A 13,286-nucleotide genomic window follows, 5' to 3' on the forward strand; every position below is an offset into this window, starting at 1 on the left:
GAGCTCAGTAGTAGCGGTTGTCCCGGTTCGGGTCGTGCTGACCGTCGTACGCGCCAGGGCCGGTGGGGTCCTGCATCAGCGATTGTGCGGTCTGCGGGTCCATCGTCCCGGCGTCGACACCCAGTGCGACCCGCAACTCCTGTTCCCGTTCGGCCATTCCCTCACGGATCACCTCCGCGATCTCCCGGAGGCCGTCTCCGACCGAGGCGAGCGAGCTGCTCATCCCGGCCGGGGTGTATTGCTCGACGGTCTTGGTGAGCTTACGGACGACGTAGACGCCCGCTCCCGCCCCGACCGCGATCCAGAAAAGCCTCGCCATTACCGCGTCACCTCTTCCGCGACTTGCGTCCACTGACCGCCTGGCGCACGCCGTAGCTGAACGCCGCGACCTTGACCACCGGCGAACCGAGCGTCGCGGCGAAGAGTGCGGTGAGCGCCGAGACGTTGGTCGACACCTGGGCCACGTTGTTCGTGATGGTGTCGACCTTGCCGAGCTGTGCGTTGGTCGATGCCACCGTGGTGGTGACCTCCGACAGCAGAGGCAGGGCGCCGTCGGAGAGGCCACGCACGGTGACCCGAGCCTCGTCCAGCACCTTGCCCAGTTTGATCAGGGGATACGCGAGCGCGCCGACGAGGAGGACGAAGGCAATGGCCGCTATGAGCCCGGCTATACCGCCCACCGACATGTTGATCCCTTTCATCGCGCGCTGCGGTTGACGGTCCCGGCCGTGAGGACTCCGGAAAACCGGTGACATCCCTGCCGGAACGGGGTTGACCCTATCGTGGTCCGGCGGTACCGCCGTCCGGTGGACGCCGGTGTGTGCCTCAGCGGCGCCGGTTTCCGCCGCGCAGCACCGAGCGCAGCCGGGCCAGCCGCTCGCCCATGCCACGCTCGCCACCTCGGTCGGTGGGCTGGTAGTACTCCCGGCCGGCCAGGTCGTCGGGCAGGTACTGCTGCTCCACCACGCCGTGCGGGTGGTCGTGCGCGTACTTGTAACCCCTTCCGTGGCCGAGCTTCTTGGCCCCGGTGTAGTGGGCGTCGCGCAGGTCCGGCGGGACCGGGCCGCCGAGCCCGGCGCGCACGTCCTGGGTGGCGGCGTTCAGCGCCGCGTAGGAGGCGTTCGACTTCGGCGCCATGGCCAGGTGCACCGTGGCCTGGGCCAGCACGATGCGGCCCTCGGGCATGCCGATCATCTGCACCGCCTGGGCCGCCGCCACCGCGACCTGGATCGCGGTCGGGTCGGCCATCCCGATGTCCTCGGAGGCCGAGATCATCAGGCGCCGGGCCAGGAACCGGGGGTCTTCACCGGCCTCCACCATCCGCGCCAGGTAGTGCAGCGCGGCGTCCACGTCGGACCCGCGGATGCTCTTGATCAGGGCGCTGGTGATGTCGTAGTGCTGGTCGCCCTCGCGGTCGTAGCGCACCAGGGCCTTGTCCACGGCCTGCTCGACGTCCTCACCGGTGACCTCGTCGTGGTTGCGGCTCAGGGCGCTGCCCGCAGCCGCCTCCAGCGAGGTCAGGGCGCGGCGGGCGTCGCCGGCCGAGAGCCGCACCAGGTACTGCACGGCGTCCTCGCTGAGCGACACCGTGCCGTTCAGCCCGCGCTCGTCCTCGACCGCGCGGCGCAGCAGGTTCTCCACGTCGGAGTCCTGGAGCTGGCGCAGGGTGAGCAGCAGCGAGCGTGACAGCAGCGGTGAGATCACGCTGAACGAGGGGTTCTCGGTGGTCGCGGCGACCAGGATGACCCAGCGGTTCTCCACGCCGGGCAGCAGGCCGTCCTGCTGGGACTTGGTGAAACGGTGGATCTCGTCGAGGAACAGCACGGTGCGGGTCTCGCTGCGGTCACGCAGTTCCCGCGCCTCCTGCATCACCTGGCGCACGTCCTTGACGCCCGCCGTCACCGCCGACAGCTCGACGAATCGGCGCGCGCCGGTGTTGGAGACGACGTGGGCGAGGGTGGTCTTCCCGGCTCCCGGGGGTCCCCAGAGAATGACGGACGCCGGCCCGGCCAGTCCGTCGGCGCCCTCGGCCAGGCGACGCAACGGGGATCCCGGGCCGAGCAGGTGCTCCTGGCCGACCAGTTCGTCGAGGGTGCGCGGGCGCATCCGCACCGCCAGGGGCGGGCGGTCGCCGGTGCCGGCCAGGCCCAGACTGCCCGGGCGGACCGGGGAGGGCGGCGGGGTTTCGTCGGAGGAGAACAGATCGGCCATCAGGCTTGCAGATTAGCCGTCCTGCGGGCTCCTTCCCCGCCGGGTCAGCAACCACTGCACCGCGAACGAGGTGAGCACGGCGGCGAGCCCGATGCCGATGCCCGGCACGACGCCGTTGCCGAACGCCAGGTTGACCACGATCACGACGACGAACGTGACGCCGGCCATGATCGCCCAGCTCCGCCACTGCGGGCTCATCGGTCGACCCCGGTTCCCTCTCGGCTCATGAGCAACACCCTAGAGGCCCTTTCGGGGGACGCCGCCGGACCTGCTGGATCCGCTGGATCATCGAAGGGGCCCACGTCGTCCCGGAAAATCAGTCGCCCCCGCCACCGCCGCCGTCGCCTCCACCGCCGTCGTTCCCACCGTCACCGTCGCCCCAGCCGCCGTCACCGCTGTCGGAACCGCCTCCGCCGTCGGCATAACCGCTGCGCCGGGACGGCCCGAACGAGAGGGAGATCAGGAACACGACCACTCCGCCCACCACCGCGAGCGCCGGTTCGATGCCGAACGAGACCACCACGATGGTCGCGAAGATGCCGAGGAGGACCGCCCGGAACCGTCCGCCGCGCCGCCTGCGTGCCATTGCCACACCTCCTGCTGGTTGGGTTGGTTGGGCCGGTCAGGACCCGGGCCGGCGGCCGCGGGCCGGCTGGTCGATCGACGAGATCGCGAGGAAGACCACGGTGACGAGCAGCCCCAGGCCTAGTGCCCCGGCGATGCTCGTGCCCAGGGCCAGGCAGATCGCCCCGGCCGGGAATCCCAGCAGGCTGGATCCGCTCCGGCGCCGGGCCCGTCGGGTGCGGCCGGCTTGGATGCGCTCAGCAGGGGGCTGCATGGCCTGAGGGTGCCTGCCGGTCTGGGGGTGCCCGGTCCTGGGGTACCCGGCCTGCGTGCGTCGCGTCTGGGTGGGCCCGGTTCCGGGTCGCCCGGGCTGCCCAGGCCACTCGGGCTGCCCAGGCCACTCGGGCTGCCCAGGCCACTCGGGCCGCTCGGGTCGTCGCGCCGGCCGTGCCTGTCGGGTGTCAGCCATCCGTGGCTCCTCCTGATCCGCGCGGCGCTTTCTGCACCGGCATCTGTTCAGATGCGGCAGGGGGCGAAAATGTTCGGCGGATTTGTCACAAAAGCCGGAAACCCCGGCCCGCGTGCTGCGGGCCGGGGTTTCCGGTGGAGCTGCCCCGGTCGGGGCCGAGGCCTTCCGATCAGGCCTTCTCGCCCTGGAGGCCCTGCTCGGTGAACGCCTTGTCGGTGGCCGGCTTCGGCTTCGCCGGGACGAAGTCGACACCCGCCTCCTTGCGCTGGGCCGGGGTGATCGGCGCCGGGGCGGCGGTCAGCGGGTCGTAGCCGCCACCGCTCTTCGGGAACGCGATGACCTCACGCAGCGAGTCGGCACCCGCGAGCAGCATGACGATGCGGTCCCAGCCGAAGGCGATGCCGCCGTGCGGCGGGGCGCCGAACTTGAAGGCGTCGAGCAGGAAGCCGAACTTCTCCTGCGCGTCCTCCTCGCTCAGGCCCATCATCGTGAACACCCGCTCCTGCACCGAGCGCTGGTGGATACGGATCGAGCCGCCACCGATCTCGTTGCCGTTGCAGACGATGTCGTAGGCGTAGGCCAGGGCGTTGCCCGGGTCGGACTCGAACTTGTCGATCCACTCCGGCTTGGGCGAGGTGAAGGCGTGGTGCACGGCCGTCCAGGCGCCCGAGCCGACCGCGACGTCACCGCTGGCGACGGCCGCGGAGGCCGGCTCGAACAGCGGGGCGTCGACGATCCAGACGAACTCCCAGCGGCTCTCGTCGATCAGCTCGCAGCGCTTGCCGATCTCCAGCCGGGCGGCGCCGAGCAGGGCCCGGGCCTCGGCCGTGGCACCCGCGCCGAAGAAGACGCAGTCGCCCGGCTGCGCGCCGACGGCCTCGGCCAGCCCGGCGCGCTCGGCCTCGGAGATGTTCTTCGCGACCGGGCCGGACAGCGTGCCGTCCTCGGCGATCAGCACGTAGGCCAGGCCCCGGGCACCGCGCTGCTTGGCCCACTCCTGCCAGGCGTCGAGCTGACGGCGGGGCTGCGAGCCGCCACCGGGCATCACCACGGCGCCGACGTACTCGTTCTGGAACACCCGGAACGGCGTGGCGGCGAAGTACTTGGTCATGTCGACGAGCTCGTTGCCGAAGCGCAGGTCGGGCTTGTCGCTGCCGAAGCGGGCCATCGCGTCGGCGTAGGTCATCCGCGGGATCGGCGTGGTGATCTCGTGGCCGATCAGGGCCCACAGCGACTTGACGATCTGCTCGCCGACCTCGATCACGTCGTCCTGCTCGACGAACGACATCTCGATGTCGAGCTGGGTGAACTCCGGCTGGCGGTCGGCGCGGAAGTCCTCGTCGCGGTAGCAGCGGGCGATCTGGAAGTAGCGCTCCATGCCGCCGACCATGAGCAGCTGCTTGAACAGCTGCGGGCTCTGCGGAAGGGCGTACCAGGAGCCCGGCTTCAGCCGCGCGGGCACCACGAAGTCGCGGGCGCCCTCGGGGGTGGAACGGGTCAGGGTCGGCGTCTCGATCTCGACGAAGTCGCGGTCGAGCAGCACGTTGCGCGCGGCCTGGTTGACCTTGCTGCGCAGCCGGATGGCCTGGGCCGGGCCGCTGCGGCGCAGGTCGAGGTAGCGGTACTTGAGCCGCACCTCCTCGCCGACGTCGATGTGGTCGTCGAGCTGGAACGGCAGCGGCGCGGACTCGTTGAGCACCTCGACCTGGGTGGCGATGACCTCGATCTCGCCGGTGGCCAGGGCCGGGTTGGCGTTGCCCTCGGGCCGCGGGGACACCTCGCCGGTGACCCGCAGGCAGTACTCCGAGCGCAGGCCGTGGGCCACCTCCTCGTCACGGACGACCACCTGGGCGACGCCGGAGGCATCCCGCAGGTCGACGAACGCCACCCCGCCGTGATCCCGGCGGGAGGCGACCCATCCGGTGAGGATGACGGTTTCGCCGACGTGGCCGGAGCGCAGGACTCCGGCCTGATGGGTGCGCAGCACGGTGATGCCTCTCTGAATGGTGTGGTCCTGACTGGACGTGCGCGATTCTACGGACGCCCGCCGACAGCTTCACCTCAGATATCCCCGACACTCCCGGGGTCGCCAATTGTCCCGGAATACGTGACACTCCGTGGTGGCAACGCAGTGTGTGCCGACGGAGGTGCTTGCGTCAGCGTTCGAACAGGTGTTCGATGACGGAATGCGCTGGGATGCACAGCGGGTCAGCGGTGTCGCCCCCGGACCGTTCGGAGGGTCCGGCCCGGTGGCGGCACCGGCTCTGCCCGGGCTCGACGCCCCGGCCGTCCGGGCCATCAGCGGTCTGCTGCGCAGCGTCACCACGCCCGAGTTCGCCGGCATCACCTTCCACGAGGTGATGGCCCGCAGCGCGCTCAACCGCGTGCCGGGTGACTCGCCGATGCCGTTCCGCTGGACCCTCAACCCCTACCGGGGCTGCACCCATGCCTGCGTGTACTGCTTCGCCCGGGGCACGCACTCCTACCTGGAGCTCGACACCGGCGCCGGGTTCGACAGCGAGATCGTGGTCAAGGTCAACCTGGTCGAGGTGCTGCGCCGCGAGGTGTCCCGGGCCGGCTGGGGCCGCGAGCACGTGGCGATGGGCACCAACACCGACCCCTACCAGCGGGCCGAGGGCCGCTACCGGCTGATGCCCGGCGTCATCCGCGCCCTGGCCGACTCCGGCACGCCGTTCTCGGTGCTCACCAAGGGCGGTCTGCTAAGGCGCGATCTGCCGCTGCTGCACCAGGTCTCGGCCGACGTGCCGGTGGGGCTGGGCATGTCCATCGCGATCTGGCACGACGAGCTGCACCAGAGCCTGGAGCCGGGCACCCCCTCGCCGCGGGCCCGGCTGGCGGCGGTGCGGGCGGCCCGCGAGGCCGGCCTGCCCTGCGGGGTGTTCCTGGCCCCGGTGCTGCCCTGGCTCACCGATTCCGACGAGCATCTCGACACGGCCGTCGGGCAGATCGCGGCGGCCGGCGCGACCGGTGTCACCGTCGTCCCCCTGCACCTGCGCCCCGGGGCCCGGGAGTGGTTCTTCACCTGGCTGCGCCGTGAGCACCCGAGACTGGTACGGCGCTACCGGGAGCTGTACGGCAACGGTGCCTACGCCGACCCGGACTACCGCCGGCGGCTGGCCGCGCGGGTGCGGCCGCTGCTTCGCCGGCACGGGCTCGGGGCCGACGACTCCCCCGCCGGTTCCGGGACCGAGGCCGCGACCGGGGCAGGGACCGCCACCCTGCCGGGTGTGAACGGGCGGGAGCGGGTGGAGGCCGGGCAGCCCGGCGGCGGCATCCGCCGCGTCGAGAGGTCCCGATCCCGGGGGACCGGCCCGGCCGGGATCCCGGGTGACGCCGAAAGCCATTACCCGGCGGGCAGTCTCCCCACCGCGGCGGAGCGGCCCGAGCCGGAACAGCTCAGACTGCTGTAGTGCTCACATCACCGCGCGCAGGAACGGGTTGTCGCGCCGCTCCCGCCCGATCGTGGTGGGGGTTCCGTGCCCGGGCAGCACCAGGGTCTCGTCGTCCATCGGCAGCACCCGCTCGCGCAGCGACCGGTTCATCGCCTCGGGGTCGCCGCCGGGCAGGTCGGTGCGGCCGACCGAACCGGCGAACAGCACGTCACCGCTCAGCACGGTCGAGGTCAGGCCCGCCTCGGCGGCCATGCCGTCGGGCAGCCCGGCGAGCGAGAACATGACCGAGCCCTCGGTGTGGCCGGGGGCATGCACCACGTCCAGGTCGAGGCCGGCCAGCGCGAGCTTTTCGCCGTCCACCATCGTGCGCACGTCGTCGGGCTCGCTCCAGGCCGTGCCGCCGTAACGCTGCCGGAGCATGTCGGCGAACGCCTCGGGCAGCGAGCCCAGCGGATCGGCGAGCCGGTACCGGTCGTCGGTGTGCACGCTCAGCGCGACGCCGTGCGCACCGCACACCGGCGTGACCGAGAAGACATGATCGACGTGACCGTGCGTGGCCAGGACCGCAGCCGGCCTGAGCCGGTGCTCGGCCAGCACCTCGGACAGCTGCCCGACCACGTCGACCCCCGGATCGACGATGACACACTCCTCGCCGGCGGCCGGCGCGAGCACGTAGCAGTTGGTGCCGAACACCTCTGAGGGGAACCCGAGCACGAGCATTCCCCGAGCCTAGGACATGCTTGGGGCCACACGATCGGGCAGTCGAGGAGCTACCGCCCGCCGCTCGGCACGTCGTTGCTGCTCACTGCGGCGAACACACAGCTCGTACCCCCTAGACTGCCTAACGGTGACCCGCCGAACATCGACCAGCGGGGCGGAAACGGCTTGGAGGGCAGCACGTGACCCCGAAGAATCGGGAGCGCGCGTACGAGAAGCGTCGTTACGAAGAGTGGCAGGACAGACTCGCCGTGAAGCAGAGGCGTAATCGAGAATTGCGTCGCAGACTGGCCATCGTCGGCGGCGCTGTCGCCGGGGTGCTGGTCATCGTGGCGGCGTTCCTGCTGGTGAACGAGGGCGACGACGACGACGGCGCGACGACCACGGCCAGCAGCACCGCCGAGGCGAGTGCGACGAGCGACGCCGCCGCGACCACCGCGGCCACCGACGCGAAGTCGACCTGCCCCACGGTCGACGTGACGGCTCCGGCGACCCCGCAGCAGTTCGACGAGGCCCCCGACAAGAGCCTGGCCGAGAACAAGACCTGGACCCTGAACGTGAAGACCACCTGTGGTGACATCACGATCAGCCTCGACGGCAAGGCCGCCCCGCAGGCGGTGTCGTCGATGATCAAGCTGGCCCAGGCCGGTTTCTACGACGGTTCGCCGTGCCACCGGCTGACCACCTCGGACTCGTTCGAGCTGCTCCAGTGCGGCGACCCGACGGGCACCGGCACGGGCAGCCCGGGCTACAGCTACGGCCCGATCGAGAACGCCCCCAGCGACCAGGTCTACGAGGCCGGCACGGTCGCGATGGCCCGCGCGAGCGGCGACGGCGACAGCAACGGCAGCCAGTTCTTCCTGGTCTACGGCGACACCTCGATCCCGGACGACGCCGCGGGCGGTTACACGGTGCTCGGCAAGATCACCAAGGGCCTGGACGTGGTGAAGAAGGTCGCCGAGGGCGGCGTCGCGGACGGCAGCGCGGACGGCACACCGGTCTCCGCGGTGTCGATCGAGTCCACCACGGTGTCGGGGTGACGTACGGGTGCGGGGCTGGCAAGACCTACGGGGTTGACGGGGTTCACATGGGTGGCGAAGCAGAAGGCGTGAGATCGTGACCGGACAAGAATGGGGCCGCGCGGACGAGGACGGCACCGTCTGGGTGAAGACGGCCGACGGGGAGCGCAAGGTCGGTCAGTACCCGGGTGTCAGCCAGGACGAGGCCCTGGCGTACTTCGTGCGCAAGTACGAGGACCTGGCCGCACAGGTGAGCCTGCTGGAGCAGCGGGTGAAGGCCGGCCAGGTCTCCCCCGCGGACTCCGAGACCACCATCAAGCGGCTGGAGCCGTCGATCCGCGACGCGAACGCCGTGGGTGACCTGGACGGGCTGCTCACCCGGCTGACCGGGCTGGCCCCGGCGGTGGAGCACCTGCGCGAGGAGAACCAGAAGGCCAAGCAGGAGGCCCGCGCGGCGATCATCGCCGAGCGCACCGTCCTGGTCGAGGAGGCGGAGTCGCTGGCCGGAGCGGACCCGCAGCGGATCCCCTGGAAGACCTCCGGCGACCGGCTGCGTGAGCTGTTCGACGAGTGGCGGCGTCTCCAGAAGGAGTCCCGGCTCGACAAGCACACCGAGGACGAGCTGTGGAAGCGGTTCAGCCACGCCCGCACCACCTTCGACCGCAAGCGCCGGCACTACTTCGGCGCCCTGGACGAGGAGCGGCACCAGGCCAAGGCGGCCAAGGAAGAGCTCATCGCCGAGGCCGAGGCGCTCAGCACCTCGACCGACTGGGGTGCGACGGCCGCTTCCTACCGTGACCTGATGACGCGGTGGAAGTCGTCCGGCCGGGCGGCCAAGAAGGACGACGACGCGCTGTGGGCCCGGTTCCGCGCCGCACAGGATGCGTTCTTCGACGCCCGGCAGAGCGCGAACTCGGCCCTGGACGCCGAGTTCGCCGAGAACCTGGTGGTCAAGGAGCAGCTGGCCGACGAGGCCGAGGGCATCCTGCCGGTGCGTGACATCGCCGCCGCCAAGGCCGCCCTGCGTGACATCCAGGTGCGCTGGGACGAGGCCGGCAAGGTGCCGCGCAACGACATGCAGCGCATCGAGGGCCGGCTGCGCCGGGTCGAGCAGGCCGTGCGCGACGCCGAGCAGGACCGCTGGAAGCGCAGCAACCCCGAGGCGCGGGCACGGGCCAACGACATGGTCTCCCAGCTGGAGCGCACCATCGCCGACGCCGAGGCCGACCTGGCCAAGGCCCAGGCCTCCGGCAACGCGCGCAAGATCAAGGAGCTGGAGCAGTCCCTGGCCTCCCGCCGCGCGTGGCTGGAGCAGGCGCAGCAGGCGCAGAACGAGTTCACCGAGTAGATCCCCCGCTCCATCAGCTCGATCAGGTCGGCAGGACCTCACCGTCATCCACAGGTGGGGCCTGCCGACTGCGCTTTGGCGGTGGGAGCGGGCACGGTTGGTTCGTGACGAGCATGGACGACGCCGGCGGGCTGTTCCTCACCGTGGGCCCCCGGGAGCGCGCCGCGTTACTGGCCGAAGGGCTGGCGCGTGAGGTGGTCAGTGGGCTGCTCGTGCTGCCCGGTGTGCCGGTGACCACATCGGTGCGGGCTCTCGCCCTGCGGGCCAGACTCGGCCCGCACCAGACCGATCCGGCTCGCGGCCGGTGTTTCGGGTTCGCCACCGCCGCCTGGGTGCACGGCGGCTTCCCCGGTCTTCCGGCCCCGGCCCCGCTCGATCTGGTGATCGGGCGCAACCGTCGTTCCCCCCGCCTGGGCGGTGTCCGGGTGCGGCAGGTCGACATTCCCCCCGAGCAGGTGCAGCTCGTCGAGGGGGTACCGGTCACCGCTCCTTTGAGGACGGCGACGGACGTGGCCCGCGATCTGCCCCGTGACCGGGCCCTGCCCGTGCTCCGGTTGTTGCAGGAGCTGCACGACGTGCACCCACCACAGGTTCTCCGCCTGCTGACCCGCATGCCCTACGCCCGGGGCGTCGCGGTGGCCCGTGACGTGGTCCGGGCCTGGGCCGAGATGGCCTGAGGGCGGCCACTTCTCCCAGGCCGAGCCAGGCCGATCCGGTGGGCTCAGTCCAGGTCGCTGTCGGTGCGCCGACCGGTGATCCGGTAGGCGTCGAACACCCCGTCCACCCGACGCACGGCCGCGATCACGTGGCCGAGGTGGGCCGGGTCGGCCATCTCGAAGGTGAAGCGGGAGATGGCCATCCGCTCCCGTGACGTGGTCACGTTGGCCGACAGGATGTTCACGTGCTCGTCCGACAGCGTGCTGGTGACGTCGGACAGCAGGCGGTTGCGGTCGAGGGCCTCCACCTGGATCTGCACCAGGAACACGCTGGCCTGGTTGGGCGCCCACTCGACGTCGACGATGCGGTCGGGCTCCTCGCGCAGACCGCTGACGTTGTTGCAGTCGGTGCGGTGCACGGAGACACCGGAGCCACGGGTGACGAACCCGATGATCGGGTCGCCGGGCACCGGGGTGCAGCAACGGGCGAGCTTCACCCAGACGTCTTCGACGTTCTTCACCACGACGCCCGGGTCGCCCATCCGCGGGCGACGGGGACGCATCGGGGTGACGGTCTCGGCGAGGTCTTCCTCGGTGCCCGCCTCGCCACCGGCGGAGTCGACCAGCTTCTGCACGACGTGCGCGGCGGAGATCTGGCTCTCGCCGACGGCGGCGTACAGACCGGAGACGTCCTGGAACCGCAGCTCGGTGGCCAGGCCCATCAGGGCCTCATGGGTGAGCAGACGGCGCATCGGCAGGTTCTGCTTGCGCATGGCCTTGGTGATCGCGTCCTTGCCGGACTCGATCGCCTCCTCGCGGCGCTCCTTGGAGAACCACTGGCGGATCTTGTTGCGGGCCCGTGGGCTGTGGACGAAGTTCAGCCAGTCGCGGCTGGGGCCGGCGGCGTCGGTCTTGGAGGTGAACACCTCGACCACGTCACCGTTGTCGAGGGCGCTCTCCAGCGGCACCAGGCGGCCGTTGACCCGGGCGCCCATACATCGGTGACCGACCTCGGTGTGCACGGCGTAGGCGAAGTCGACCGGCGTGGAGCCGGACGGCAGCGCCACCACGTCACCCTTGGGCGTGAAGACGTAGACCTCTTGCGCCTGGATCTCGAACTGCAACGACTCCAGGAACTCGCCCGGGTCGGTGGTCTCGCGCTGCCAGTCGAGCAGCTGGCGCAGCCAGGTCATGTCGGTGGTGTTGCTGCCCGGCGTGCCCACGCCGTTGGCGTCGTCCTTGTACTTCCAGTGCGCGGCCACGCCGTACTCGGCCCGGCGGTGCATCTGGTGGGTGCGGATCTGGATCTCGACCGGCTTGCCCTCGGGACCGATCACCGTGGTGTGCAGCGACTGGTACATGTTGAACTTGGGCATCGCGATGTAGTCCTTGAACCGGCCCGGGACCGGGTTCCAGCGCGCGTGCAGCGCACCCAGCACGGCGTAACAGTCGCGCACCGAGTCGACCAGCACCCGGATGCCCACCAGGTCGTAGATGTCGGCGAAGTCGCGGCCCCGCACGATCATCTTCTGGTACACGGAGTAGTAGTGCTTCGGGCGGCCCGACACCACGGCCTTGATCTTGCCCGCACGCAGGTCCACCGAGACCTGCTCGCGCACCTGCGCCAGGTAGTCCTCCCGGGCCGGGGCGCGCTCGGCCACCAGGCGCACGATCTCGTCGAACACCTTGGGCCAGAGCGTGGCGAAGCTGAGGTCTTCCAGCTCCCACTTGATCGTGTTCATGCCCAGCCGGTGGGCCAGCGGCGCGTAGATCTCGAGGGTCTCGCGGGCCTTCTTCTCGGCCTTGTGCGCGGGCACGTAACGCCAGGTGCGGGCGTTGTGCAGCCGGTCGGCGAGCTTGATCACCAGCACGCGGATGTCTTTCGACATCGCCACGACCATCTTGCGCACGGTCTCGGCCTGCGCCGCGTCGCCGTACTTGACCTTGTCGAGCTTGGTGACGCCGTCGACCAGCATGGCGATCTCGTCGCCGAAGTCGTCGCGCAGCATGTCGAGCGTGTAGTCGGTGTCTTCGACCGTGTCATGCAGCAGGGCGGCGGCCAGGGTGGCCGGCGTCATGCCCAGCTCGGCCAGGATCTGCGACACCGCCACCGGGTGCGTGATGTAGGGATCGCCGCTCTTGCGCTTCTGACCCGAGTGCGCCTTCTCGGCCACCACGAAGGCCTTCTCGATGACGCTGACGTCGGCCTTCGGGTGCGCGCTGCGGACGCTGCGCAGCAGCGGCTCGAGCAGCGGCGAGCTGGGGTTGCGGGAGGCCGCCCCGAGCCGGGCGATGCGCGAGAACACCCGGACCGGGGAGACCAGCGGCTCGCCGGAGCGGCGAGGCTCGACAGTGGCGCGGGGCATCTGCTGGGGAGCGGCGGGCTGGGGCGATGCGGCGGGCTGGGGCGATGCGGCCGGCTGGGGCGATGCGGCCGGCTGGGGCGATGCGGCCGGCTGGGGCGATGCGGCGGGCCTACGTGATGTGATGGCCGGCTGCTGCGAAGTGCCGACCGGCTGCTGTGATGTGGTGGCCGCCTGCTGTGAAGTGGTGGCCGGCTGCTGTGAAGTGACCGGCTGGCGCGGAGCGGTCTGGCGCGCGGTGGTGGTCGGGTGGCCGGAGGCAGCCGGTTGTCTGAGGACTGAGGCACCCGAGCGCTTTTCGGCCGGGGAGCCTGCGGACTTCTCGGCCGGACCACCGGCGCGGGATCCCTGGCCCGCGGCCTGGTGGCCAGTAGGCTCAGGTGCCTGCTGACCCGACGACCGCGAGGACCGGGACTCCTGGCCACCGGGCAGGCTCTGCTTCTTCGGTGAGTCCGGTCCGCCTGCGGACCTCGACCTCTCCGGGGCCTGGGACCCACCGGCGGATACGGGCCCGAGGGATGACGTG

General features: G+C 71.0%; 13 protein-coding genes. 4 read left to right on the forward strand and 9 right to left on the reverse strand.

Annotated elements, in window-relative coordinates; all coding sequences use genetic code 11:
• Nucleotides 1-4: 4 nt before the first annotated feature.
• From KIH74_RS08485 to aspS, 7 genes are all read right to left on the reverse strand, one after another.
• Nucleotides 5-319 carry a DUF6167 family protein gene (locus KIH74_RS08485; protein ID WP_214155256.1) on the reverse strand — a complete coding sequence of 105 codons (315 nt, stop codon included), beginning with the start codon at nucleotides 317-319 and terminating at the stop codon, nucleotides 5-7.
• A 7-nt stretch (nucleotides 320-326) separates the two neighbouring features.
• Nucleotides 327-686 (reverse strand): DUF948 domain-containing protein, encoded by a 360-nt coding sequence (locus KIH74_RS08490; RefSeq protein ID WP_372492026.1) that lies wholly within the window; start codon nucleotides 684-686, stop codon nucleotides 327-329.
• 139 nt (nucleotides 687-825) lie between these two features.
• The gene (locus tag KIH74_RS08495; protein WP_214155258.1) at nucleotides 826-2,211 is read right to left on the reverse strand and encodes a replication-associated recombination protein A; all 1,386 of its coding nucleotides are present in this window, start codon (nucleotides 2,209-2,211) and stop codon (nucleotides 826-828) included.
• 12 nt (nucleotides 2,212-2,223) lie between these two features.
• Entirely contained in the window at nucleotides 2,224-2,409 is a 186-nt protein-coding gene (locus KIH74_RS08500) for a hypothetical protein (RefSeq protein WP_214155259.1), read from the reverse strand.
• A 118-nt stretch (nucleotides 2,410-2,527) separates the two neighbouring features.
• Nucleotides 2,528-2,797, reverse strand: a complete 270-nt coding sequence (locus KIH74_RS08505) for a hypothetical protein (RefSeq protein ID WP_214155260.1) — start codon at nucleotides 2,795-2,797, stop codon at nucleotides 2,528-2,530.
• A gap of 36 nt (nucleotides 2,798-2,833) precedes the next feature.
• The gene (locus KIH74_RS08510) at nucleotides 2,834-3,049 is read right to left on the reverse strand and encodes a hypothetical protein (RefSeq protein ID WP_214155261.1); all 216 of its coding nucleotides are present in this window, start codon (nucleotides 3,047-3,049) and stop codon (nucleotides 2,834-2,836) included.
• 364 nt (nucleotides 3,050-3,413) lie between these two features.
• Nucleotides 3,414-5,231 carry an aspartate--tRNA ligase gene (aspS, locus tag KIH74_RS08515; RefSeq protein WP_214155262.1) on the reverse strand — a complete coding sequence of 606 codons (1,818 nt, stop codon included), beginning with the start codon at nucleotides 5,229-5,231 and terminating at the stop codon, nucleotides 3,414-3,416.
• 199 nt (nucleotides 5,232-5,430) lie between these two features.
• Between aspS and KIH74_RS08520 the strand changes: the two genes are divergently transcribed.
• Complete coding sequence (locus KIH74_RS08520; protein ID WP_214155263.1) at nucleotides 5,431-6,675, forward strand: Rv2578c family radical SAM protein; 1,245 nt, start codon at nucleotides 5,431-5,433, stop codon at nucleotides 6,673-6,675.
• Between the two features lie 3 nt (nucleotides 6,676-6,678).
• Here the strand turns inward: KIH74_RS08520 and KIH74_RS08525 are convergent, their stop codons facing one another.
• Nucleotides 6,679-7,377, reverse strand: coding sequence for an MBL fold metallo-hydrolase (locus tag KIH74_RS08525; protein WP_214155264.1), 699 nt, complete (start codon nucleotides 7,375-7,377; stop codon nucleotides 6,679-6,681).
• 179 nt (nucleotides 7,378-7,556) lie between these two features.
• Here KIH74_RS08525 and KIH74_RS08530 point away from each other — a divergent pair, with 179 nt between their 5' ends.
• From KIH74_RS08530 to KIH74_RS08540, 3 genes are all read left to right on the forward strand, one after another.
• Complete coding sequence (locus tag KIH74_RS08530; RefSeq protein WP_214155265.1) at nucleotides 7,557-8,414, forward strand: peptidylprolyl isomerase; 858 nt, start codon at nucleotides 7,557-7,559, stop codon at nucleotides 8,412-8,414.
• 76 nt (nucleotides 8,415-8,490) lie between these two features.
• Nucleotides 8,491-9,741 (forward strand): DUF349 domain-containing protein, encoded by a 1,251-nt coding sequence (locus KIH74_RS08535; protein WP_308113660.1) that lies wholly within the window; start codon nucleotides 8,491-8,493, stop codon nucleotides 9,739-9,741.
• 113 nt (nucleotides 9,742-9,854) lie between these two features.
• A complete protein-coding gene (locus tag KIH74_RS08540; RefSeq protein WP_246572074.1) occupies nucleotides 9,855-10,418 on the forward strand; it encodes a type IV toxin-antitoxin system AbiEi family antitoxin in 564 nt (187 codons plus the stop codon).
• Nucleotides 10,419-10,462: 44 nt separating this feature from the next.
• Here KIH74_RS08540 and KIH74_RS08545 read toward each other — a convergent pair whose 3' ends face one another.
• Nucleotides 10,463-12,763, reverse strand: coding sequence for a RelA/SpoT family protein (locus KIH74_RS08545; RefSeq protein WP_281417743.1), 2,301 nt, complete (start codon nucleotides 12,761-12,763; stop codon nucleotides 10,463-10,465).
• Nucleotides 12,764-13,286: the final 523 nt, after the last annotated feature.

The organism is Kineosporia corallincola, assembly GCF_018499875.1.
Taxonomy (GTDB): Bacteria; Actinomycetota; Actinomycetes; order Actinomycetales; family Kineosporiaceae; genus Kineosporia; species Kineosporia corallincola.